This window comes from Streptomyces sp. NPDC032940, from assembly GCF_040636935.1.
Classification (GTDB): domain Bacteria; phylum Actinomycetota; class Actinomycetes; order Streptomycetales; family Streptomycetaceae; genus Streptomyces.
The window spans coordinates 134,796-157,011 of the sequence record NZ_JBEZVJ010000002.1 but is presented as its reverse complement, the minus strand read 5'-3'; the positions used below and the strand labels follow the sequence as shown (position 1 = coordinate 157,011).

Here is a 22,216-nt window from a genome sequence, read left to right as displayed (position 1 = left end):
CTCAGCGGCGCAGCGGCCACGCGGCACCGGCGTGGTCGCTCTCCTCCCCTACGTGCCGGGCGCAGGCGTCGGTGAGGGTCTCCAGCAGGGTCAGCGGATCGGGCAGCGGATGCTCGAGCCCGCGCTCCCAGTGCACAGCTCGGTCCTCACCGGGCAGCCGGGCCGGCGGTACGAGCACATACGAACCACGGCAGTGCCAGCGCAGCCCGGGATGCTCGTCCATGGTCTCGGGGTGGCAGTCCAGCTCGCACGGCCACCACTCGTCCTCCTCCTCCGGCGTGCCGCGCGTCAGGGTGAAGAACAGCATGCGCCCGTCGTCGCTCTCGGCGACGGGCCCCACCTCGACACCGGCGTCGAGCAGCCGGCGCAACGCCTCGCGACCGGCGTCGAGGGGCACGTCGAGGACGTCGTGCACCATGCCGGTCGCGGTGATGAAGTTGGCCTGCGGCTGGTGCCGGACCCAGCGCTCGAGCTGTGCCCGGTCGGTGGTGGACTGCGTCTGCCAGGCGAAGGACACCGGGTGGCGGGCGGGAGTGGGACAGCCGACGCGGTCGCAGGAACACCGGTAGCCGACCGGGTGGGCGGCGGGCGCGAGCGGCAGCCCCGCGTCGGCGGCGGCCAGCAGCAGGGACTCCCGGCCACCGTCATCGGCGGCCTCCTTCGCGCGGCCCTTGCGCAGCCACTGGGAGAGTCTGTCCCGCAGGCCGGTCCGGCCACCGAAGTCCGCGCTCATCTATCCCCTCGCCTCGCCGTCGTGCGCATCAGCATGCCCTATGGTCCCACCATTTCGCGCTTCGGGGTCGGGAAGGGACAAACTTCACTGGTCAGCGGGGAGCGAGCCCGTACAGCGCGTAGTCGACGAGGGTGTCGGTGTAGTCGTACCCGAAGGGGCCCGTGCGCTGCAGCCAGCGCTGGGCGAGCGGGGAGACGAAGAGCTCGAGCGCGATGCGCGGGTCGACGTCCGCCCGCACCTGGCCGGCGTCCTGGGCGGCGCGCAGCCGGTCCACGTACAGCTGGAGCGAGGGCTCCAGGAGCTTGGTCACGAACTCCCGGCCGAGCTGCTCGTTGACGACGCCCTCGGCGGCGAGGGCACGCGAGGGCGCCTCGAACCTCGGGTCGGTGAGCTCGTCGACGGTGGCCCGCAGTACGGCCTTGAGGTCGGCGGCGAGATCACCGGTGTCCGGGATGGCGTACGTCGTCTGCTGCCCCGCGGCCTGCGCGGCCTGCTCGCCGAGATCGAGGAAGGCCTCCAGCAGGACGTCGGCCTTCGAGGACCACCAGCGGTAGATGGTCTGCTTGCCGACGCCGGCGCGGGCGGCGATGCCCTCGATGGTGGTCCGGGGGTAGCCGACCTCGGCGACGAGGGCGAGGGCGGCGTCGTAGATGGCCCGGCGGGACCTGGCACTGCGGCGTGTGACGTCGGGGACCTGGGCGGGTTTCTGGGTGGCCATGCCCCGAATTTACCAGCAGACAAGACGCGCCGTCTCGCCTGACCTACTCCGCCGCCGGAGGCCAGGCAACGCCCCAGTCCGCGTCACGGGCCGCCTTGTACAGATCACCGTGACGCTTGGTGACCGTCCGCCGGCGCAGCTGCTCGTCGCTCTCGCACAGATCGAGCAGGACCTGCCCCTTGCGGATCTGCGGCCGCCGGACGACGCGGGACGGAGCGGGGTCCACGGGAAAACGGGCGGCGGCGACATAACTGAACTTCTCGTCCTCGTACGCCAGGGAACCGCCCTTGACCTGCCGGTGCAGGGAGGACCGGCTGACCCGCGCCGCGAAGTGACACCAGTCCGTGCCGGGCACGATGGGACAGCCGGCGCTGTGCGGACAGGGCGCGGCGACATGAAACCCGGCGTCGATCAGCCGCTGCCGGGCCTCGATGACACGGGCGTAACCGTCGGGAGTGCCGGCCTCGACGATGACGACGGCCTGCGCGGCGCCGGCGGCGGCGTCGACGAGGGCGGCGCGGTCGGGGGCGGTCAGTTCGTTGAGGACGTAGGAGACGGTGACGAGGTCGGTGCTCTCCACGGTGAGCGCGGCGCCGATCCGGGAACGCTGCCAGCGGGTGTCGCGCAGGGCGGGATGGGCCGCGGCGATCTCCTTGCCGAGGGCGAGCGCGGGCTCGGCCCAGTCGAGCACGGTCACCGGCCGGACGCCGCCCCAGGTGTCGCTGACCGCCCAGGTCGCCGCGCCGGTCCCGCCGCCCACGTCCACGTGGCTCGCGGGCACCCACGCGGGGGCGGCGTCGGCGAACGCCGCGAGCGCCGACCGTACGGCGGCGAAGGTCGCGGGCATCCGGTAGGCGGCGTACGCGACGACGTCCGCGCGGTCGCGGAGGATCGGGGCGTCGGTGGGGGTGGCCCCGCGGTAGTTGGAGATCAGCCGCTCGACGGCCTGCGCGGCCTGGCGGGGAGGGAGCCCGTCGACGAGGCGGGCGAGGGCGGTGCGCAGGGTGTCGGCGGGGGCGGCGGGGGCGTTCACCCGGGGATTCTACGGGGGTGGAGACGGCGGGTGACTCGGTGCGGTCGGGCGGGCCGGAGGTGGGTCACGCGGCCCGGCGCTGCAGGGGTGCCCGGCGTGGGTGCGGGGCGGGTGGGTGACGCGGCCCGGCGCTGCGGGGTGCCTCCCCCACGCTCGGCTTCTCCCCCACGCTCGGCTTCGCTCGCGCGGGGGGACCCCCATGCGCGGGGGGACCCCCATCACCCCTGGGGGTACCTCCCAGGCCGTTCAAGGCACTGGGGAGGCACGACTGCCCGCAGCTCTGACGGCGGGGACGGCGGGGACGGCGGGGACGGCGGGGACGGCGGGGACGGCGGGAGACTACGGGAGACTACGGGGACGGCGGGGGAGACTACGGGTAGCCGCGTACGGCGAGAAGGGGCCGTGTCGGGGGGTGTCCGCCCGCAGCGGTTGGCGCGTCCGCGCCCCGTCTGTCGAAAGTGACCGATTTCGCGCCGTTCCGAGGACGGACACCCCCCGGCGCGGCCCCGACCCACCACCGGACGGAACGCGCTACGCGGACCCCCACCCAGCAGCCACAGGCCGCCGCAGGCATCGCACCCGCACCACCACCGCCACCGCCGGAGGCACCCCGCGCTCACACCCCCCGCACCGCCCGAGCCACCCGAGACCCCAGCCCCGCCCGCGGCCCGTTGTCCGGCGGACGGCGTCGCGGGTGGACCGTGTTGGCCAGCAGGACCGCGAACGTGTCCGTCGCCCGGTCGAGGACCAGCATCGTCCCCGTGAACCCGGTGTGCCCCGCCGCCCCCCGCCCCGCCAGCTCCCCCATGAACCACGGCTGGTCGAGCGCGAACCCGAGCCCCGGCTCCCTCAGGAGCAGCTCCACGAAGTCGGGACCGAGGATCCGCGCCGGCCCGTACGAACCCCCCGCGAGCAGCGCCCGGCAGAACACCGCCAGATCCCTCGCCGTGGAGAACAGCCCCGCATGCCCCGTCACCCCACCCAGCGCCCAGGCGTTCTCGTCGTGCACGACCCCCCGCAGCATCCCCCGGTCCAGTTTCGCCCACGGCCGCCGCTGGTCCTCCGTGGCCGCCGCCCCCGGGCACGGCCCGAAGCGCGTCGCGGTCATCCCCAGCGGCCGGGTGATCCCGTCCCGCACGAGGACGTCGAGGCGCCGCCCGCTGACCCGCTCCAGCACGTGCTGCAGGAGCAGCATGTTCAGGTCGGAGTAGCAGTACGTCCCCGGCACCCCCACCGGCGGCTCCGCCCGCAGCCGCCGCAGCCGTTCCTCGCCGTCCGCGCAGTCGTACAGCGGCAGTTCGGGCCGCAGTCCGGACGTGTGCGTGAGCAGTTGCCGCACGGTGACCCCGTGCGCCGCGGCCCCGCGGAAGTCGGGCAGGTACGCCCCCACCTCCGCGTCGATGCCGAGCGTGCCGCGTTCGATCTGCTGCACGGCGGCGACCGCGGTGAACAGCTTGGTCAACGATGCCAGGTCGAACGGCGTGCCGACGGTCATCGGCACCCGCTTCCCGGCGGGCAGCTCCACGCCCGCGTCGGTGTCCGGGTCGTACGACGCGTACCGCACGGCCCACCCCGCCGCCTCCTCGACGGCGAGCACGGGCCCGCGCCCCACGGCCACGACGGCGCCCGCCGCCCAGGGCCGTTGCCCGGCCGTGAGGGCGTGCACGTCCTCCACGACACGCGCCAGCTCCCCGGGATCGAGTCCGGCCCGTTCCGGGGTGCCGCTGCGCAGTCTCGGCGCGCTCAGCTCTCCGCCCCCTTCGTACGCCCGGCAGCCGCCGGCCGGCACAGGCCGAGGAAGAAGCCCAGCGCCACCAGCGCCGCCCCCAGCTGCACGACCGCCATCGGCAGCGCGGTGTCCTTCCCCGCGATCCCCACCAGCGGCGAGGCGATCGCGCCGATGAGGAAGGAGGACGTGCCGAGCAGCGCCGACGCGGAGCCGGCGGACTGCTTGACCCGCATCAGCGCGAGCGCCTGGGTGTTGGGCAGGCTGATGCCCATCGCGGACATCAGCACGAACAGCGCGGCGGCGATCGGCACGAGCCCGACCTCGCCGAAGACGCCGAGGGTCATCAGCAGCAGCGCGCTCGCGGCGGCGATGACGACGAGGAGGCCGACGCCCAGCACCCGGTCGAGGCTGACCCGTCCGACGAGGATCTTGCCGTTGACCTGCCCGACGACGACCAGGCCGATCGAGTTGAGCCCGAACAGCAGGCTGAACGTCTGCGGGGAGGCGCCGTAGATCTCCTGCACGACGAACGGCGAGGCCGAGATGTAGGCGAAGAGCGAGGCGAAGGCGAAGCCGCCCGCGAGCATGTACCCGGTGAAGGCCCGGTCGGCGAGCAGACCGCGCATCGAGCGGAGCGTGTCGCCGACCCCGCCGGCGTGCCGTTCGGCCTCGGGCAGTGTCTCGGGCAGCTTGGCCCACACGAGCCCTCCCAGCAGCAGCCCCACCGCGGTGAGCAGCACGAACACGCCCCGCCAGTCCGTCACCCGGAGGATCTGCCCGCCGATGAGCGGCGCGACGACGGGGGCGACGCCGGAGATCAGCATGAGGGTGGAGAAGAAGCGGGCCATGGCCACGCCGTCGTAGAGGTCGCGCACGACGGCCCGCGCGATGACGATGGCGGCGGCCCCGGCCAGGCCCTGGGCCAGCCGGAAGGCGACGAGCAGTTCGACGGTGGGCGCGAGCGCGCACAGCGCGGTGGCGACGACGTAGAGGGCGAGGCCGGTGAGCAGTGGACGCCGACGCCCCCACTTGTCGCTCATCGGCCCGACGACGAGCTGACCGAGGGCCATGCCGGCCAGGCAGGCGGTGAGCGTGAGCTGCACGGTCGCGGCCGGCGCGTGCAGGGAATCGGTGACCTGCGGCAACGAGGGGAGGTACATGTCCATCGCCAGCGGCGGGGTGGCGGTCAGGCACCCCAGGACCAGCGTGACGAGCAACCCGGTACGCCGGCCGCCCCGCCCCCGCCCCTGGCGGCCACCGCGCACCTGACGAACGGTGTCCGACATCGCCACGTGCGATATGACAGGCCCGCGCTCGGGCATGTGCCCCTCCCTCTCAGACAGATCCGGCACCTATGCTCTCAGCTCGTACGGGCTTGTCTGAACGTGAGCGAGGGTGGGGGCAGGGTGGCCGAGCAGAAGGTGCGCTGGGGGATTCTGGCGACCGGCGGCATGGCGGCGACGTTCACGGCGGATCTGGTCGATCTGCCGGACGCGGAGGTCGTGGCGGTGGCCTCGCGGACCGAGGCGTCGGCGAAGGCGTTCGCGGAGCGGTTCGGGATACCGCGGGCCTACGGCGACTGGGAGTCGCTGGCCCGGGACGAGGACGTCGACGTGGTGTACGTCGCCACTCCGCACGCGGCGCACCGCACGGCCGCGGGCCTCTGTCTGGAGGCGGGCCGGAACGTGCTGTGCGAGAAGCCGTTCACGCTGAACGCGCGCGAGGCCGAGGAGCTGGTCGCCCTCGCCCGCAGGAACGACCGCTTCCTGATGGAAGCGATGTGGATGTACTGCAATCCGCTGGTGCGGCGTCTGAAGACGCTGGTGGACGACGGCGCGATCGGCGAAGTCCGCAGTCTCCAGGCGGACTTCGGGCTGGCGGGCCCGTTCCCGCCGGCGCACCGGCTGCGGGACCCGGCGCAGGGCGGCGGCGCCCTCCTCGACCTGGGGGTGTATCCGGTGTCGTTCGCGCAGCTGCTGCTCGGTGAGCCCTCGGACGTCGCGGCGCGGGCGGTGCTGTCGGAGGAGGGGGTCGATCTGCAGACGGGCGCGCTGCTGTCGTACGACGGCGGCGCCCTCGCCTCGGTGCACTGCTCGATCACCGGCGGTACGCCCAACTCCGCCTCGGTGACCGGTTCTCTTGGCCGCGTCGACGTCCCGTACGGATTCTTCTACCCGGACCACTTCGTGCTGCACCGGGACGGGCGCGAACCGGAGAGGTTCACGGCCGATCCGGCGGACGGGCCCCGGGCGAGCCTCAAGCACGAGGCGCGGGAGGTGATGCGGGCGCTGCGGGCCGGTGAGAAGGAGTCGCCGCTGGTCCCGCTGGACGGCACGCTCGCCGTGATGCGGACGCTCGACGCGATCCGGGACCGCGTAGGCGTCCGCTACCCGGGCGAAGCCCCCTCCGCCCCACCGGCCACGGACCGGGTGGTCACGCCGGCTTGAGCCCCTGCTCCCCCACCTCCGTCACGAAGGAGGCGGCGGTGGTGAGCGGCGCGCCCTGCGTGGTCACGTGGGACACGGTCTTGAAGTCGGCACGCGCCAGCTCCCGGCCGAGGGACACCGTCGCGTAGCCGCGCAGTCCGTTGTAGAACCGGAGGTGCGGGTTGGCGGCCATGTAGGTCCCCCAGTTGGCGGGCTTCTCGGAGCCGTTGCCGCCGCTGGTCACGGAGGAGGTGACGATCTCCGTGCCCAGGGTCCGCGAGTCCGGGTCGGAGAAGTCGCGCTTGATGTCGAAGCCGTAGTGGACGTGCACGTCGCCGGTGAGGACCATGAGGTTCTCGACACCGGCGGCCTGCGCGCCGGCCAGCACGCGCTCGCGTGAGGCCGGGTAGCCGTCCCAGGAGTCCATGGAGACCTTGGACGGCGTGGTGGTGGAGGAGTACCGCTGGGAGAAGGTGACCTGCTGGGGCACCACGTTCCACACGGCGTCCGACCGGTGCCAGCCGTTGATCAGCCAGCGCTCCTGGGCGTCGCCGGTCAGGGTGCGGGCCGGGTCCTCGCTCTCGGGTCCGGGGTACTGCCAGCCGTCGCCGTAGGCCTGGTCGGAGCGGTACTGGCGGGTGTCGAGCACGTCGAACTGGGCGAGCCGGCCCCAGTGCAGACGGCGGTAGAGCTTCAGGTCGGGGCCGTCGGGCAGCTGCGGGCGGCGCAACGGCATGTTCTCCCAGTACGCCCGGTAGGCGGCGGCCCGGCGCAGCAGGAACTCCTCGGGCGGAACGCTGTTCTCGGGGGTGTCGCTGGAGTAGTTGTTCTCGGTCTCGTGGTCGTCCCAGGTGACGACGAAGGGGTGTGCGGCGTGCGCGGCCCGCAGGTCGGGGTCGGACTTGTAGAGGGCGTACCGCAGGCGGTAGTCCTCCAGGGTCACCGTCTCGTGGCCGAAGAGCGAGGGCAGGGTGCCGGCCGGGTAGGCGCGGGAGCCGCCGACGGCGTTCACGGCGTACTCGTAGAGGTAGTCGCCGAGGTGGAAGACGACGTCCACGTCCTCCTCGGCGAGGTGCCGGTAGGCGGTGTAGTAGCCCTGGTCGTAGCGCTGGCAGGAGACCAGGCCGAAGGTGAGGCCGGCGGAGCGGCTGCGGGCCGGGGGCGCGGTGCGGGTGCGGCCGACGGGGCTGACGAAGCGGCCGGCGCGGAAGCGGTAGTAGTAGACGTGGCCCGGGGCGAGGTGGCCGACCTCGACGTGGACGGTGTGGTGGAACTCGGGGTGGGCGGTGGTGGTACCCCGCCTGACGACGCGTCGGAAGCGTTCGTCGAGGGCGAGTTCCCAGCCGACGTCGACGCGTTTCGCGGGCAGTCCGCTGTCGGCCTGGTACGGCGCGGGGGCGAGACGCGTCCAGAGCAGGACGGAGTCGGGGTGGGGGTCGCCCGAGGCGACGCCGAGGGTGAAGGGGTCGCCGGGCAGCCGGGCCGGGTCGAGTTCGGCGGCGCTCGCGGTGCCGGCGGCGGGCAGGTTCACGGAGAAGGCGAGCGCGGCGGCGGCGCCGGTGACGGTCAGGAAACGGCGGCGGCCCAGGTGGCGGGCGGCGGCGCGGAGTTCGGGGGCGTGCGCGGGCCGGCCGGCCCGGGCGTGGCCGGGGGCCTGGTGGTTGGCGGGTGTCATCCGTTCCTCCCCTTGCGGTGGGTGCAGGGGGCATTCGAATGGCCCGGAACGACGTCACCTTGGCGCGAGCATGACGACCTCGTGGCGGACGGATGAGTTCCGCATGATCCCCGACCCCTCCCCCACGCGTACGCTGCGGCCTCATGAACACCGTGAGAACCGCTGACGGAACCGCTGACGAGGGGACGGACGACATGGCCGGCCGGGAGAGGATCGCCGTGGTGACGGGAGCCGGTTCGGGCATCGGCCGCGCGGTGGCCGCCGAACTGCTGCGCGCGGGCTGGACGCTGGCCCTGGCGGGCCGCCGCACCGAGACCCTGGAGGAGACGGCCGCCCTCGTCCCCGGCGGCACCGCACTGCCCGTACGGACCGACGTGTCACGGCCCGAGGACGTGACGGCCCTGTTCGCCGCCGTACGCGAGCGCTTCGGACGCCTGGACCTGCTGTTCAACAACGCCGGCACCTTCGGCCCGGGCGGCGTGCCGGTGGAGGAACTGCCCTACGACGCGTGGCGGCACGTGGTGGACACCAACCTCAACGGTGCGTTCCTGTGCGCGCAGGCGGCGTACCGGCAGATGAAGGAGCAGGCCCCGCAGGGCGGCCGGATCATCAACAACGGCTCGATCTCCGCGCACACGCCGCGCCCGCACTCGGTGGCGTACACGGCGACGAAGCACGCGCTGACGGGCCTGACGAAGTCCCTCTCCCTGGACGGCAGGCCCTACGGCATCGCGGTCGGCCAGATCGACATCGGCAACGCGGCGACCGACATGACGGCCGGCATGCAGACGGGAGCGCTCCAGGCCAATGGGGAGGTGGCACCCGAGCCCGTGATGGACGTCGCCGATGTGGCCCGCACGGTGCGGCACATGGCGGAACTCCCGCTGGAGGCGAACGTGCAGTTCGCGACGGTACTGGCGACGGCGATGCCGTACGTGGGGCGCGGCTGAACGGGCCACGCGTGCGGACCCCTTGACGATCCGCACAATCGGAATTCAACAGTCCGCGGTATTGCGGCCGGTGGCGGACTTATGCTCAACTTTCCTTCACCGAAGCTTCACACTCGGAGTGTCGGCCTTCCGGACTCCGCGAGCCATACCGAGGGGGGAAGGCGGCAGTCGTTCCGGCCACCGGACTGGGGGTGGATCCCGCGGAAGACCGCGGGATACGCACCGGTGGCACGGAACGGCTGCCGCGCACACACCCGGGGCACCGCCCGCCCCGTCACGCCTGCCCGGTCTCGAACCGGGCGATCCGCCCCTCCTCGTCCACCGTGAAGCTCCACCGGGTGCGCATCTCGCCCCAGGTGTCGTTGCGGTAGCGGGCGATGAGGGCGCGCCCGCCGTTCGACTCGTTGTCGACCTCCAGGTGGCCGTTGGAGGAGAAGATCTCCTGGTCGATCCACTGGGTGAGGTCACGGTCGTCGCCGTCGTCGGCCATGGTGGCGTCCGGCGCCAGCAGCGCCAGGAAGGCCTCGCGGTCGTGCGCGTTGACGGCGGCGACGAAGGCCCGGACGGCGGGGTCGCTGAGTCGGGTGGTCTGAATCGTCATGCCGGCCAGCGTCACACCGCCCGCACCGGCCCGCCACCCGAACGGCGCCCGCGACGGGCCGGTCGGGTACGCACGGTGCGACGGTGGAGGCCGGCGGACCACCGCCGCCACCGCCACCGCCACCGCCGCAGTCAGCACCGCCACCGCCGAAGGAGCCGACATGACCTGCTACGACCGACGCGACCTGGGGCTGCTGCTGCTCCGTCTGGGGACGGGCGGCGTACTGGCCGCGCACGGGGCGCAGAAGCTGCTCGGCTGGTTCGGCGGCGGGGGCATCGAGGGGACCGGCAAGGCCATGGAGTCCATGGGCTACACACCGGGCCGGCCGAGCGCGACCGCGGCGGGCCTCGCGGAGGCCGGGGGCGGCCTGCTGCTGGCCCTGGGCCTGGCCACGCCGGCCGCGGGCGCCGCGGCGGCCGGCGCGATGACGGGCGCCGCGGCGGTGCACGCACCGAACGGCTTCTTCGCCCAGACCGGCGGCTACGAGTACGCCGCCTCCCTGGGCCTGACGGCCGCCGGCCTCGCCGTCACGGGGCCCGGCAGGCTCTCGGTCGACCACGCCCTGGGCCACGCGGTCAACCGCAACTGGATGGTCCCGGCAGCCTTCGCGGCCACGGCCGCCGCCACGACGGTGATCGTCGGCGCCCGCAACAGACGCGTCCGCAGGGCGGCGGAGGGCCGGCAGGAACAACTCTTCGACTGACACCCCACCCCGCCTCGTGCCCCCCGTGGCAGGCTGCCCGGCATGAGCGAGACCCGAGGCGGCACGGCCGCCGACGACCTGTGGACCACCGTCGACGCCCTGTGGACGTGGCTGGAGACGGGCCAGTCCGTCGGGGGCCGTGAGGGCCTCCTGCTGCGCATGCTGAAGCTGTCGGAGGAGGTCGGCGAGGTCGCAGAGGCGGTGATCGGCGCGATCGGCCACAACCCGCGCAAGGGCCACTCCCACACGTGGGAGGACGTCGAGGCGGAGCTGTGCGACGTGGTGCTGACGGCGATGGTCGCCCTGCGCACCCTGACCCCCGACGCCCCGCAGGTGTTCGAACGGCACCTGGCACGGGTGGCGGAGCGGTCGCTCGGCCCGTCCGCCGGTCAGGGCGGGTGAGGAAGGCCTCCGGACGTGGCGGAGCCCGGGAGTCGTATCCAGCTCCCGGGCCCCTGGGGATGCCACCCGATGGCGCACGCCGGCGCGTTTAAGGCGACGGATCAGTCATCATGCCGTCGTGTTCTTCCTTTGAACTACCGCACCACGGAGGAGAGGTGCAGGCGAGAGTCGAACTCGCATCCGACGGCGTTCGTCCGTCCCCGGTCGAACCGGCGATGGGCAGCGATGCTGAAGCTGGAGCGAGAGTCTGAGATTGACGGCTCCGGCTGTACACCCGAGCCCTTCAGGCTGAACGTCAGTTTCAGCTTGCGCTCATCGCGCGAGCCGGTCCTCAATCCGGCCCGCGCCTGTTGCGCACCCTCGCGCTCGCACGCGAGGGCGATCGTGGAGGCTACCGTGACCGGCGTCAGCCGAACAGGTAGCCGAACACCGCGTCGCCGACCCGCTGGTCGGTGACCTCGGCGCCGTTGGCCTCCTCACGGGCGAACTTCACGGCCTGCTGGAGCTTCTCGACCCGCTCCAGCAGCTCGTTGACCCGCCGCGCCGGAAGCGCCCCGGAGAACTTCACCGTCGTCCAGTACCCGATCGGCACGTCCTCGTAGTACACCTCGACCTGTGCCGGGTGCTTGTCGGTCGCCTCGGCCTTGACGTGGTTGCGCGGCACCTTCTTGGTACGGATGGTGCGGACCGGGTCCGTCTTCCACCAGTCCGTGGACGGATCCCGGGACCAGGACTCGGCGGCGTCGAGCGTGGGGAGCTTCTTGACGAAGGCGTGCAGCTCGGTGAGCTGCTTCTCCAGGAACAGCAGGTAGCCGACCGGCACGTCGGCGACGACCGTCCGCCCGTCGACCGTGACGTCCGCGCGGGCCGTGCAGTTGGCCCAGTCCTTGGTGGCGGTCACGTCGAACAGCCGGGTCAGCGAGCCGGACATCTCGCGCAGTACGTCCTCGGCCTGCACCTGCACCCGTGTGGACTCGGGCGGCAGCTGCTCGCCCTCCTCGTCCTTCGGCTGGTACGTGCGCGAAATGCCGGCCAGCAGCGCGGGCTTCTGCACCTTGGCGTGCGCGGCGGTGACGTCCTGGAGCGCCTTGCTCTTGACGCCCTTCTCGACAGCGATGATCTGGTTGAGCTTCGTCATTTCGGTCCCCCTCGAACTGGGAGGACCGTAACCCGCGCTCCGGACACGTGCACTTCCTTTTCAGGGGCCCGGGGCGCGCACCACGCCCCGGGCCCTGCGCGCGTTCAGCCAGTACTGCAACTGACCGTCGGCCAGGTCCAGTTGCCGTTGGCCTGAATGGTGGTGCCCCAGGTGTTGCCGCTGCCGTTCGGCTTGGCGACCAGGGTCTGTGCGGAGGGGTAACTGGCGCTGACGTTCCAGGTGGACAGGACCTTCGCCGGCGACGGCACGTTCATCGTCACGGTCCAGTCGGCGCCGGCGGCCCCGCTCACCGCGACGTTGAGGTTGTACCGGTCGCCCCACTTCTGCCCGGCGGACAGCGTGGCCGTACAGCCGGCTCCCCCGCCCCCTCCGCCGCCCCCGTCGGGAGCGACCGCGCGGCCGGTCGTCGGGGAGATCATGCCGGGGCACAGGCCCCTGCCCGCCAGGGTCTGCGCGATGCGGGGGATCGCCGCCAGGGTGTTGGCGGGCCAGTCGTGCATGAGGATGACCTGGCCGTCGCCCAGCCGGGAGACGGCCTGCACGATGGCATCGGTACTGGCGTTGTTCCAGTCCTGCGAGTCGACGTCCCAGATGACCTCGGTCAGGCCGTACTTGGCCTCGACCGACCGCAGCGTGGCGTTGGTCTCGCCGTACGGCGGGCGGAACAGCTTGGGCGTACCGCCGCCCGCGCTCGCGACGGCCTGCTGGGTGCGGGAGATCTCCGCGTCCATCTGGGCCTGGCTGAGCTGGGTCATGTGCGGGTGGGTGTAGCTGTGGTTGGCGACCCACATGCCGGCGTCGACCTCGGCGCGGACGAGGGACGGGTTCTGGGCCGCGTACTGGCCCTGGTTGAACATGGTGGCCCGCAGCCCGTTCTGCTTGAGGGCGTTGAGCAGCGACTGGGTGGTGCTCGAGGGGCCGTCGTCGAAGGTGAGGCCGACGTAGCCGTTGCAGGCGGCGGCCCGGGCGGACACGGGTGCCGGTGCGGCATCGGCGGCGACGGTGCCCGCGGTGGCCAGCGCGGCGACGGTCGCCCCGGTGACCAGGGAACGCCATGACGGACGGGGTCTGATACGCATACGGGTGCTCCTCCTCGGTCTGTCCTCGTGTCCGTCCGGGCGTCAGCCCGCGCTGCAGCTGACCGACGGCCAGGTCCAGTTGCCGTTGGCCTGGATGGTGGCGCCCCAGGTGTTCCCGCTGCCGTTGGGCTTGGCCGTCAGCACCTGTGAACTCGGATAGGCGGCAGTGACGTTCCAGGTGGACAGCACCTTCGCCGGCGACGGCACGTTCATCGTCACGGTCCAGTTGCTGGCCCCGCTCACCGAGACGTTGAGGTTGTACCGGTCGTCCCACTTCTGTCCGGCGGACAGCGTGGCCGTACAGCCGGCGCCCCCGCCCCCTCCGCCACCGCCGGAACTCGTGCCGCCGACGGTGATGTTGGAGCTGCCGCTGCTCTGGTAGCCCTCGGTCGCCATGATCATGTAGTAGTTGAAGCTGCCCATCGGCATCCCGGCTCGCGACCAGGCGTCGAAGTGGTTGCCCGTGGTGATGGTGCCCCCGGTCCGCCGGGACTGCCTCACGCTCCAGTACTGGTCGAAGGTCTTGGTGCCCTCGACGGACGGGGCGTTGTACCGGGTGGTGCGGTAGATGTCGTAGGTGCCGCCGTCGCTGTTGACCGTGCCCATGAAGGTGCCCGTGGGACGGTAGGTGCCCCAGTTGTCCACGATGTAGTACTCGACGAGCGGGTTCGACGTCCAGCCGTAGAGGGCCAGGTAGGCGTTGCCGGACGGGTTGAACGTGCCCGAGTACTGCACGGTCCTGCGCCCGCCGTTGCTCCAGCCCTTGCCCGCGACGAAGTTGCCGGTGTTGCTCCACGTGGTGCTGTACTGGCCGCCGGACCCCATGTTCATGGAGACGGTGCCCTGGCTGTCGGTCCAGAACGAGTAGTAGTAGCCGTTGTTGGTGCCGGTCTGATTGGTGGTCACGACCGTGTCGGCGTGGGCCGTGCCCGGCAGCAGCATCGCGGCGAGGGCGGCCAGGGCGACGGCCCAGGCGCCTCGGGCTAACAGCCGCACGGGGTGGACGAGCACGCTCATGGCGGTGCTTCCTCTCCTGAGGGGGTCGACAACGGCGCCAGTGTTGGCCCACCCCCGGGGGGCGTCAATAGTTTCGGTAATTATTTCGAAAGCTTCGAATCGCCGAGCAGCGGGAAAGGAACAGGATAATCGCAGCTCATCAGCCAGATCATGGACGCCGGAAAGCCCCCGCACGAAAGCCGCGACCCCATTGATCAGAAAGGAGAAGCAGACCATACGAAAGTTTCGAAGCCCTTGACGGTTACGGTCGCCGCTCCGGACACGTGGCCTTCCCCGACTCCGCCGGCACCAGCCACACCTGGTTCGCCGGCAGCTTGAGCGGCTCGCGGGCGGCCGGGTCCCACAGGACCGCCGTCTCCCCCGCGACACCGAAGGAGAGATAAGGCTTGCCCGGCTTCAACGCCGGCCCTTCCCCCGCGAGTTCGGCAGCCGGCACGGCGAGCCGTACGCAGGTCCACTCCGGTTCGACGCCGAAGTACGCCGGCGGGTCCTCGCCCCGCTCGGCCGCCGCGACCGTCCGGTCCACGGCCGTCCCGGCGGATTCCGTCGCCTGCAGCCCCGCCCCGGCGAGCATCGCCACGAAGAGGCAGACGTTGAGGACGATGTTGGAGCCGTCCCCTGGGGTGGCGTACCGGTGGTGCCGGTGTTTGGCGAATCCCCACCAGGCCGGGACGATCATGACGAGGCTCAGCATCACCAGCAGCTTCACCGCGGCCGCGAACTGCCAGACCGGCGGCACGTCGAGGTCCGACGGGCTGAGCGAGAGGCCGTCGGCGTACAGGGCGTGGAGGACGGAACCCGCGGCCACGAACGCGGAGACGGTCAGGGTCACCGCCAGCGGAACCGCCCAGGCGACCCACTCGCCCCACGTCCACTGCCGCACCAGCAGCCACAGCCCGGCGACGACGGCGACCACGACCGCGGTCATGAGGATCTGGAGCGGGGACCAGGCTTTGCCGTCGCTGCTGAGGAAGCCCTGCCCGAAGGCGGAGAAGACCGCCAGGGACAGCACGGCGGCGATGACGCCCTCGTACCGCTTGCCCTCCCCGCTCATGTCCCAGCCCGACCGGACAGCTCCGCCCGCCCCGAGGAACGCCACGCCGCCCAGGATCCAGCGGGGTGCGCCGGGGACCGCCGCCGTGGCCAGCGTGAGCGCGCCCGCCGCCAGCAGGGTCCACAGGACCAGCCGGACCACCGAGCGCTCGAGCTGCTCCTCACGCCGGTACGGGGCCGGTTCACGCCGGCGCCCGTCGAGCGGCCGGACGGCCAGGGCGGGGCGGGGGGTTCCGGCGGGGGCGCCGGCGCGGGCCAGCCGCAGTGCCTGGCGCGGACCGCCGGCGACGAACCCTCCGGTGTCGTGCCGGCCGAACCGCGTGGCGGCGCGGTCGAGGTGTCTGCGCCAGGCCGGCTGCCGGCCCGGACGCCGGTGCGCGGTGCTGACGACCCGCCAGTGGGGGAACAACTCCCGGTCGCGTTCGAGCGGTTCGGCCCGGCGGACGTATCCCTCGAGGTGTGCACCGCGCAGCACCTTCCGCACCCGGTCGGCGGCGCCCCGGTCACTGCCCTTGGCGGCACCGAAGAGCCGGACCTCTATCTCGTACACGCGGGACTCGGGATCGGGCTCCAGCGCCGTGCCCAGCGGCCCCAGGCCCGCCGGGTGAGCCCCGCGCACCGGCCACCCGTGCGCCTCGAACCGCTCCTCGGCCTCCCGCCAGTCGTGCTCCCCGCCACAGACCTGGACGAACACCCGGACCCGCTGGTCGTACCGTGTCTGGGCCATACGACCTGCCACCTCCTGCACCGGGCGTCGCGTGAAACAGCCAGGAGACTACGAAACGTCCTGCCGGATGTCACCCGGCTCCGCTCGTCAGACGGCGACCACGTGCACGTCCGTCGGCGCCAGAACCGCCAGGTAGGCGTGGATGTCCCCCGGATCGGTGGTGAAGATCACCGCGCTGCCGTGCCGGGCCGCGGCCAGGACCACCCAGGCGTCCACCGCGTCCGGCCGCTTCTTGGTCGGCAGGGCCGCTCGTCCCAGCGCGGTGCCGACGCGCCGCCAGTCCGCGAGATCCGGACCCGTCACACAGGCCAGACACTCCGGACGGCCCGCCTTCGTCTCGCGCATGGGCGGCTCGGACGTCCGGGCCTGAGGGACGGTGCAGTCCTTCAGCACCCCGGACAGCGCGTGCACCAGCGCCGGTTGCGGGCGCCACACCTGGGCGAGGACCGGGCCGAGCACCAGAGCCCGGTGCGGGAGCGTACGCAGCCCCTCGTGGAGAGCCACCGCCTTCGCCTTGCGGTCGGCGAGGGCGATGAGCATGCCGGAGTCGTAGACCGGCACCCGTGCGTTCACGCGGCGTGCCCCGGCCGGCGGCCGTGCCGGTCCCGGCCGTGGGCGAGACCGAGGGCCTCCTCGACCTCACGGCGCTCCTGCTCGGTCAGTTCCGCGACCGGCCCCTCGGCGGACCCGGCGGGCAGCCCGTCCGCCGCACGCTCCGCCCGGGCGATGAGCGCGTCCACCTCGGCGAACTGCTCCTCTATGGCATCGCTCTCGGCCATCTGACGCGTAGCGGCGTGCACGAGGTACGCCGAGACGTCCATACCGGCCCGCTCCGCATGCTGCCTGATGCGCTCGGCCTGCTCCTGCTCCAGGCTGATACTGATCCGCGTCTTCGCCACGAGGGCATCGTAATACGCGTATGACGGAGATGCGAGCGCGTGGAGACCGTCACGGTCTGTCGCTCACTGTGAACAGTGGGACGCCTGCGGCAAGCTCAGGCTCTCGGGGCACGCCTGAGCGTGGCTGAGAACGGTTTCGCGCTCCGGAGGCGGCCTTGGGGCGCTCGTCTCACGGCTCTGACAGTGAGGGCCGGTGGGGATGGCACAACGACCCTGGGGGGACGGTCTCGTGAGGGCAAGGACGGGAGCCGGGATCGAGAGCATCGACGGCCTGTTGCGAGACCGGCTGGTCATGGTCAACGACCGGTCGGTGCGCAAGGTGCTCCCGTACATCCCGATACGTGTGGGCGGGCTGGTCCTGACGGGTGCCGACGCACCTGCACGGTGCAGGGCGACACGCAACGCCCTCCCGGACACGGTCGTGGTCGTGGACCACGAGAGCCACACTGGCGAATCGCCACGGTCGATGCACCCTTCGCCCTCAAGACTGCGTACGGCTGGCGCTCCCTGGACCCCCAAGGGTTGGACGAAGTGCTGGACGGCCAGCGGGACAACATGGCGCGGCAGGGGTCCGGTCCCTGTCGCGTGCTTCTCATACCTATTAGCCCTGCTCCCGCCGGACGCGTCTGCGGTGGAAACTGCGCGTCGGGCCGTCGTCCGCCATGAGGATCCGCCCCCCGGGACGGAGCCAAAGGGCCGAGCACGGTCACGCCGGACCCGCGCGGGCCTCGGAGAGGGTGCCGCCAGGGCGTCGGGGACGGCATCCGGCAGGCCAGCAGCGATTCCTCCGACGTGTCTGCCTGGCGGTGACCGTTAAGGTGGATCTGCGGACGTGAGCTCACAGTGAAACGAGATCGGAAAGCAGCCTAGGGGGCACCCGAGTGGAACTCGAGATACGACTGGGTGAGGGAGCGTCCGACGAAGAGTTCGCGTCACTCCTCCAATGGCTGCGCCGGGAGCGCGACCTCCAGGGCCGAGTGAGCAGCCGACGCCGGGCGCCAAAGCCTGAAGAACTCGGAGCCTCCTTCGAGTTGATCAGTGTTGCTGTTGGATCTGGAGGCATCGCCACGGCCTTCGTCACCTCGCTCGGATCCTGGCTGAGCAGCCGCCGCACGGAGCAGAGCGTCACAGTGACCCTCGAAGGGAAGTCTGTCCAGGTTGTCCGCAACGGCGCAGACGTGGTGGACGAGGCAGAACTTCTGCGACTGATCAAACAGACCCTCGATGAGCAATAGGGCTGCCACCGACAGGCTCGAACGGTGCGCTGTCCTGATGGGCATGTCACGCTACCGCGACAAACGGATCACCCCTGTGCCCGCGGCAGCCAACAGCCTTCGGCAGATGCAGCAGCTACTGACGGACTCGACACTCTGCGGCTGGCGCCCCGAGCAAGTGACGGTCATCGACAACCCCACTCACGGACCGGAAGTCGCTGTCCTGCTCCGCGAGCTGGCGTCGCGAACCGACGGCACGTTCCTGTTCTACTTCGTCGGGCACGGCACCCTGTCCGAGCATGCCGAGCTGTATCTGCCCTTGAGCAGGACCGATCCGGATCACGTCGACCTGACCGGGATGCCCTTCGCTCATGTTCGCGATGCTCTGTTGAGCAGCCCTGCGCGGGTGAAGATCTCGATCCTCGACTGCTGCTATTCCGGCAGGGCTGTCCAAGCTCTCGCGGCAGAAACGAAGAGCCTGGCGCTCGCGGCCGAGGTCCGCGGGACCTACACCTGGACTGCCGCGGACGGACCCGCGCACGTCGTGCCCCTCGAACAACAGGCCAACGCCTGCACCTCCTTCACTGGCGAACTGATCAGCCTCGTCCGCGAAGGGATCCCGAACGGGCCCGACCGCCTGACGCTCGACCATCTGTACGGACCGCTACGGCAACGGATGCTGGCCCGCAATCTTCCCTTGCCCGACCGCGTGAGCAACGACACCGCCGGTAGTGCACCCTTCACATGGAACGCCTGGAGCAACATCAGCCGCGCCCTCTCTGTACCGGCTGGGCGGACAAGCCAGGTGAATCCTGACGAGCCGACCGCATCACCCTCCCGCCCAGAGCCCAAACGCTCCATAGACAGACGGGACCTTCCAGCCCTCAAGGCGGCGGTACCGCTCCACGCCGTCATCAGCGAATACGTACCGCTCCGCAAAGCCGGGCGCGAGTTCCGCGGAAGTTGCCCGTTCTGCGGAGACGACAGCGGGCAATTCTCGGTGAACAGCGACAAGGGTGTATATCACTGCTTCGAGTGTCTGGCCGGTGGCGATGTGCTGACGTTCATCACGCGGATGGAACACCTGTCCTTCGGTGAGGCCGTGGATCGCCTCGCTGCACAGGGCGGAATCAGCTTGCGCGCAGGCGCCGGCCACCATGACCGTCAGCACGTCGAACGCATCCGTCTTGTCGAAGCGCACCAAGCCGCCGCACGGTTCTTCGCCACGGAACTCAACACCAGCCCAGAGGCCGAGTTGGGGCGCAAGTTTCTGGCCGAGCACGGCTTCGACCAGGCTGCCGCGGCGCGTTTTGGCGTCGGCTACAGCCGCCAGGGCTGGGACCACCTCGCCCGCCATCTGCGCGGCAAGGGCTTCACCGACAAGGAACTTCTCCTGTCCGGCCTGACCCAAGAAGGCCGCCGCGGTCCCATCGACCGCTTCCGCGGTCGGCTGATGTGGCCCATCCGCAATCTCGGCGGGGAGGTCGTCGGCTTCGGCGCCCGCAAACTGCACGAGGCGGACAACGGCCCCAAGTACATCAACACGCCCGAGACGCCGATCTACAAAAAGACCCAGGCTCTCTTCGGGGTCGATCTCGCGAAGAAGTACATCGCCAGAGCAAACAGTGCCCTCGTCGTCGAGGGCTACGCCGACGTCATGGCCTGCCACTTGGCCGGCATCACCACCGTCGTCTCCACCTGCGGCACACCCTTTGGCAGCGACCACATTGCGGTTCTGCGGCGCCTCCTCACCAGCAATGGAAGCGCCAGGATCGTCTTCGCAGTCGACGATGACGACATCGGCCATCAGACTGCCCTGCGCGCGCTCCACAACGATCAGAAGTTCGCTGCCGAATCCTTCATCACTGTCGTCCCGAGTGGTCCCACTGGATTGCGACTCGCCAAAGGAGACTCGGCCGTCGCAGAGCTTGCCGAACCCCGCACTCCGCTCTTCGACTTCATGCTGAACCGAATCATCGCCGGCTTCGACCTGAGTACCGCCGTAGGGCAGCGGGCCGCACTGGAGAAGGCGGCTCCCGTCATCGCCCGCATCAGGAACTACAGCCTCTGTGACGAGGTCGCCATACGACTCGCAGGCAAGCTTGGCGACCTCGGCAAGGACACCGTGGTCAGGCACGTGCAGCGCCTCGCCCGTAAAGACCGTGACGGGAAGGCCGACGGCGAGCGGCGCCCATCGCACACGACTGATCAGGGCCGGCCGAAGCCCACGATCAGCCTTCGCAACCCCGTACACCTCACCGAACGTGAACTGCTCAAGATCGCCCTGCAACGGCCTCATTTGGTGTCGCCGGCCTTTGACTCCTACGGCATCGATGAGTTCACCGCCCCGCCCTACGCGGCTGTGCGCCGCGCAATCATGGAAGCGGGCGGCTGCGAGTACGGTGTTCAGGCTCCTGACGAGTACCTGTCTTTGGTACGTCAATCCGCTCCTGACGAAGCAATCCGCGCCATGGTCACCGAGCTGGCTACCGAACCCATCATGCGGAAGAACGTCGACGGTGCCTACGCGGGCGCGCAGCTCGTCGTTGTCAGACGGCATTCCGTCGAGCGCCGGACGAAGGAGCTCCTGAGCGTCCTCTCCCGCGACGGCGTCCAAGAGGATCTCTCCCACTTCAACGCCGTGCAGAACGAACTCTGGACATTGCAGCAGTATGGGCTGGCCCTTCGGGAACGGGGCGTGGAAGCCCTCTGAGAAGAGCCGGAAACTGGATCTCGTCAACGCGCCGCGCTCTACACGAAACGTAAAACGACAGACGAGTCGGGCTGTACGCCGGGTTCTGTTCCGGCGGGTCCTCGCGGGCCCGCCGGCGACGGCCATCCATCTAGGGCCGGCGTTGCCACCGGCCTCCAGCGGTCTACCCGCGGACTCGGGCGGGCAGCCCTCGAACGTCCGCGCAGAGCCGCCTCTTCTCGCGAGGAGGCGGCTCCTCTTGACCTTGCTCCGGGTGGGGTTTACCTAGCTGTCCAGGTCGCCCTGGACACTGGTGGTCTCTTACACCACCGTTTCACCCTTACCGGGGGCCGAAGCCTCCGGCGGTCTGCTTTCTGTGGCACTGTCCCGCGGGTCACCCCGGGTGGCCGTTAGCCATCACCCTGCCCTGTGGAGCCCGGACGTTCCTCGGGGAGTCCCGCAAGGGTCTCCACGCGGCCGCCCGCCCGGCTCGTCTGCCGTGTCGACCATGGTACCCGGCGCACCTCCCGTCGCGGACCGGCGGCGGCCGTCGCGAGCACCGAGCCGGCCAGGATCAGGGTGAAGGCGACGCCGATGCCGAGGGTCAGGTCCTCGCCCAGGAAGAGGGCACCCGCGGCGACGGCGACGGCCGGATTGACGTAGGTGATGACGCCCGCCCGGGTCGGTCCGGCCTCCTTGATCAGCTCCAGGAAGGCCACGAAGGCGATCGCGGTGCAGACGGCGCCGAGACCGGCCAGGGCCGCCAGGACCTCGCCGGAGGGGAGGGCGGCGGGCCGGGTCAGGAAGGCGGCGGGGGCGTGGACAAGGGCGGCCAGGGTGAGGCAGGGGGTGATCAGCTGGAGGGTGGGGACGTTCTTGAGGTGGCGGGCGGCTATCAGGGGTGCCGTTGCGTAGCCGACGACCGTCACCAGTACCTCGGCCAGCGAGCGGGCGTCGCCGCCGGTGAGGTGCGGCACGGAGAGGACGGCGACGCCCCCGAAGCCGAGGGCGAGTCCGGCGGTGCGGCGGGCGCCGACGCGCTCCTCGGCGCCGAAGAACCGGGCCAGGAGGACGGCGACGATGGGGACGCCCGCGATGAGCAGGCCGGCGGTGGAGCTGGAGAGGTGGCGTTCGGCGTCGGTGAGGGTCCACCAGGGGCCGATGATCTCGATGACCGCGAAGGCCAGCATCGGCTTCCAGTGGGCCCGCACGGTGCGGGCGAGGCCGCCCTGGCGGAGCGCGAACGGGAGCAGGAGGGCGGCGCCGAGCGCGCACCGGGCGAACACGACCACGGACGGGGAGAGGTCCTCCACCGCCACCTTGATCATCAGATAGGGGATGCCCCAGACCACTCCCATCAGGGAGAACAGGGCCCAGCCGCGTGCAGTCATGGCCGCAGTCTGCGC

Annotated in this window: 19 protein-coding genes, 1 other RNA gene and 2 pseudogenes; 7 read left to right on the top strand and 15 right to left on the bottom strand. The window is 71.2% G+C overall.

Features of this window, described 5'->3' with window-relative positions; genetic code table 11:
- Position 1: 1 nt before the first annotated feature.
- From AB0E77_RS03345 to AB0E77_RS03325, 5 genes are all read right to left on the bottom strand, one after another.
- Positions 2–733, bottom strand: a complete 732-nt coding sequence (locus AB0E77_RS03345) for a bifunctional DNA primase/polymerase (RefSeq protein WP_361564797.1) — start codon at positions 731–733, stop codon at positions 2–4.
- 91 nt (positions 734–824) lie between these two features.
- Complete coding sequence (locus AB0E77_RS03340; protein ID WP_361564794.1) at positions 825–1,451, bottom strand: TetR/AcrR family transcriptional regulator; 627 nt, start codon at positions 1,449–1,451, stop codon at positions 825–827.
- 43 nt (positions 1,452–1,494) lie between these two features.
- Positions 1,495–2,484 carry a small ribosomal subunit Rsm22 family protein gene (locus AB0E77_RS03335; protein ID WP_361564791.1) on the bottom strand — a complete coding sequence of 330 codons (990 nt, stop codon included), beginning with the start codon at positions 2,482–2,484 and terminating at the stop codon, positions 1,495–1,497.
- A 616-nt stretch (positions 2,485–3,100) separates the two neighbouring features.
- Positions 3,101–4,273 (bottom strand): serine hydrolase domain-containing protein, encoded by a 1,173-nt coding sequence (locus tag AB0E77_RS03330; protein WP_361564788.1) that lies wholly within the window; start codon positions 4,271–4,273, stop codon positions 3,101–3,103.
- Positions 4,228–5,499 carry a multidrug effflux MFS transporter gene (locus tag AB0E77_RS03325; protein ID WP_361564786.1) on the bottom strand — a complete coding sequence of 424 codons (1,272 nt, stop codon included), beginning with the start codon at positions 5,497–5,499 and terminating at the stop codon, positions 4,228–4,230. Before AB0E77_RS03325 ends, AB0E77_RS03330 begins: the two co-directional genes overlap by 46 nt.
- A 120-nt stretch (positions 5,500–5,619) precedes the next feature.
- On the opposite strand from AB0E77_RS03325, the gene AB0E77_RS03320 reads away from it, so the two are divergent.
- The gene (locus tag AB0E77_RS03320) at positions 5,620–6,660 is read left to right on the top strand and encodes a Gfo/Idh/MocA family oxidoreductase (RefSeq protein WP_361564783.1); all 1,041 of its coding nucleotides are present in this window, start codon (positions 5,620–5,622) and stop codon (positions 6,658–6,660) included.
- Here AB0E77_RS03320 and AB0E77_RS03315 read toward each other — a convergent pair.
- On the bottom strand, positions 6,647–8,314 hold the full coding sequence (locus AB0E77_RS03315; RefSeq protein WP_361564780.1) for an alkaline phosphatase D family protein: 1,668 nt from the start codon (positions 8,312–8,314) through the stop codon (positions 6,647–6,649). The genes AB0E77_RS03320 and AB0E77_RS03315 overlap by 14 nt on opposite strands.
- Before the next feature lie 194 nt (positions 8,315–8,508).
- Here AB0E77_RS03315 and AB0E77_RS03310 point away from each other — a divergent pair, with 194 nt between their 5' ends.
- Positions 8,509–9,264, top strand: a complete 756-nt coding sequence (locus tag AB0E77_RS03310; protein ID WP_361565592.1) for an SDR family oxidoreductase — start codon at positions 8,509–8,511, stop codon at positions 9,262–9,264.
- 274 nt (positions 9,265–9,538) lie between these two features.
- On the opposite strand, the gene AB0E77_RS03305 is transcribed toward AB0E77_RS03310, so the two are convergent.
- Positions 9,539–9,865: a nuclear transport factor 2 family protein gene (locus AB0E77_RS03305; protein ID WP_361564777.1), complete on the bottom strand. Its 327-nt coding sequence runs from the start codon at positions 9,863–9,865 to the stop codon at positions 9,539–9,541.
- A gap of 160 nt (positions 9,866–10,025) precedes the next feature.
- Between AB0E77_RS03305 and AB0E77_RS03300 the strand changes: the two genes are divergently transcribed.
- Together AB0E77_RS03300 and AB0E77_RS03295 are read left to right on the top strand one after the other, a co-directional pair.
- Positions 10,026–10,568: a DoxX family membrane protein gene (locus AB0E77_RS03300; RefSeq protein WP_361565589.1), complete on the top strand. Its 543-nt coding sequence runs from the start codon at positions 10,026–10,028 to the stop codon at positions 10,566–10,568.
- 42 nt (positions 10,569–10,610) lie between these two features.
- Positions 10,611–10,970, top strand: coding sequence for a MazG-like family protein (locus tag AB0E77_RS03295; protein WP_361564774.1), 360 nt, complete (start codon positions 10,611–10,613; stop codon positions 10,968–10,970).
- Between the two features lie 406 nt (positions 10,971–11,376).
- Here AB0E77_RS03295 and AB0E77_RS03290 read toward each other — a convergent pair whose 3' ends face one another.
- The 6 genes from AB0E77_RS03290 to AB0E77_RS03265 form a co-directional block, all read right to left on the bottom strand.
- The gene (locus AB0E77_RS03290; protein WP_361564771.1) at positions 11,377–12,108 is read right to left on the bottom strand and encodes a hypothetical protein; all 732 of its coding nucleotides are present in this window, start codon (positions 12,106–12,108) and stop codon (positions 11,377–11,379) included.
- Between the two features lie 104 nt (positions 12,109–12,212).
- Positions 12,213–13,208, bottom strand: a complete 996-nt coding sequence (locus AB0E77_RS03285) for a polysaccharide deacetylase family protein (RefSeq protein WP_361564768.1) — start codon at positions 13,206–13,208, stop codon at positions 12,213–12,215.
- Between the two features lie 42 nt (positions 13,209–13,250).
- The gene (locus AB0E77_RS03280; protein WP_361564766.1) at positions 13,251–14,225 is read right to left on the bottom strand and encodes a glycoside hydrolase family 11 protein; all 975 of its coding nucleotides are present in this window, start codon (positions 14,223–14,225) and stop codon (positions 13,251–13,253) included.
- 241 nt (positions 14,226–14,466) lie between these two features.
- Entirely contained in the window at positions 14,467–16,005 is a 1,539-nt protein-coding gene (locus tag AB0E77_RS03275) for a hypothetical protein (RefSeq protein ID WP_361564763.1), read from the bottom strand.
- Between the two features lie 87 nt (positions 16,006–16,092).
- On the bottom strand, positions 16,093–16,578 hold the full coding sequence (locus AB0E77_RS03270) for a hypothetical protein (RefSeq protein ID WP_361564760.1): 486 nt from the start codon (positions 16,576–16,578) through the stop codon (positions 16,093–16,095).
- On the bottom strand, positions 16,575–16,904 hold the full coding sequence (locus AB0E77_RS03265; RefSeq protein WP_361564757.1) for a ribbon-helix-helix protein, CopG family: 330 nt from the start codon (positions 16,902–16,904) through the stop codon (positions 16,575–16,577). Before AB0E77_RS03265 ends, AB0E77_RS03270 begins: the two co-directional genes overlap by 4 nt.
- 881 nt (positions 16,905–17,785) lie before the next feature.
- On the opposite strand from AB0E77_RS03265, the gene AB0E77_RS03260 reads away from it, so the two are divergent.
- The 3 genes and pseudogenes from AB0E77_RS03260 to dnaG all read left to right on the top strand — a co-directional run bounded on the left by AB0E77_RS03260 (position 17,786) and on the right by dnaG (position 20,831).
- Positions 17,786–18,139, top strand: coding sequence for a hypothetical protein (locus AB0E77_RS03260; protein ID WP_361564754.1), 354 nt, complete (start codon positions 17,786–17,788; stop codon positions 18,137–18,139).
- Positions 18,129–18,551, top strand: a pseudogene (locus AB0E77_RS03255) (caspase family protein); the annotation flags it as partial. The gene AB0E77_RS03260 and the pseudogene AB0E77_RS03255, both read left to right, overlap by 11 nt.
- Positions 18,552–18,977: 426 nt before the next feature.
- Positions 18,978–20,831, top strand: coding sequence for a DNA primase (gene dnaG / locus AB0E77_RS03250; RefSeq protein WP_361565586.1), 1,854 nt, complete (start codon positions 18,978–18,980; stop codon positions 20,829–20,831).
- Positions 20,832–20,889: 58 nt separating this feature from the next.
- Here the strand turns inward: dnaG and rnpB are convergent.
- Both rnpB and AB0E77_RS03240 read right to left on the bottom strand, forming a co-directional pair.
- Positions 20,890–21,303, bottom strand: an RNA gene (rnpB, locus tag AB0E77_RS03245) — RNase P RNA component class A.
- 70 nt (positions 21,304–21,373) lie between these two features.
- Positions 21,374–22,201: pseudogene (locus tag AB0E77_RS03240) on the bottom strand (EamA family transporter); the annotation flags it as partial.
- Positions 22,202–22,216: the final 15 nt, after the last annotated feature.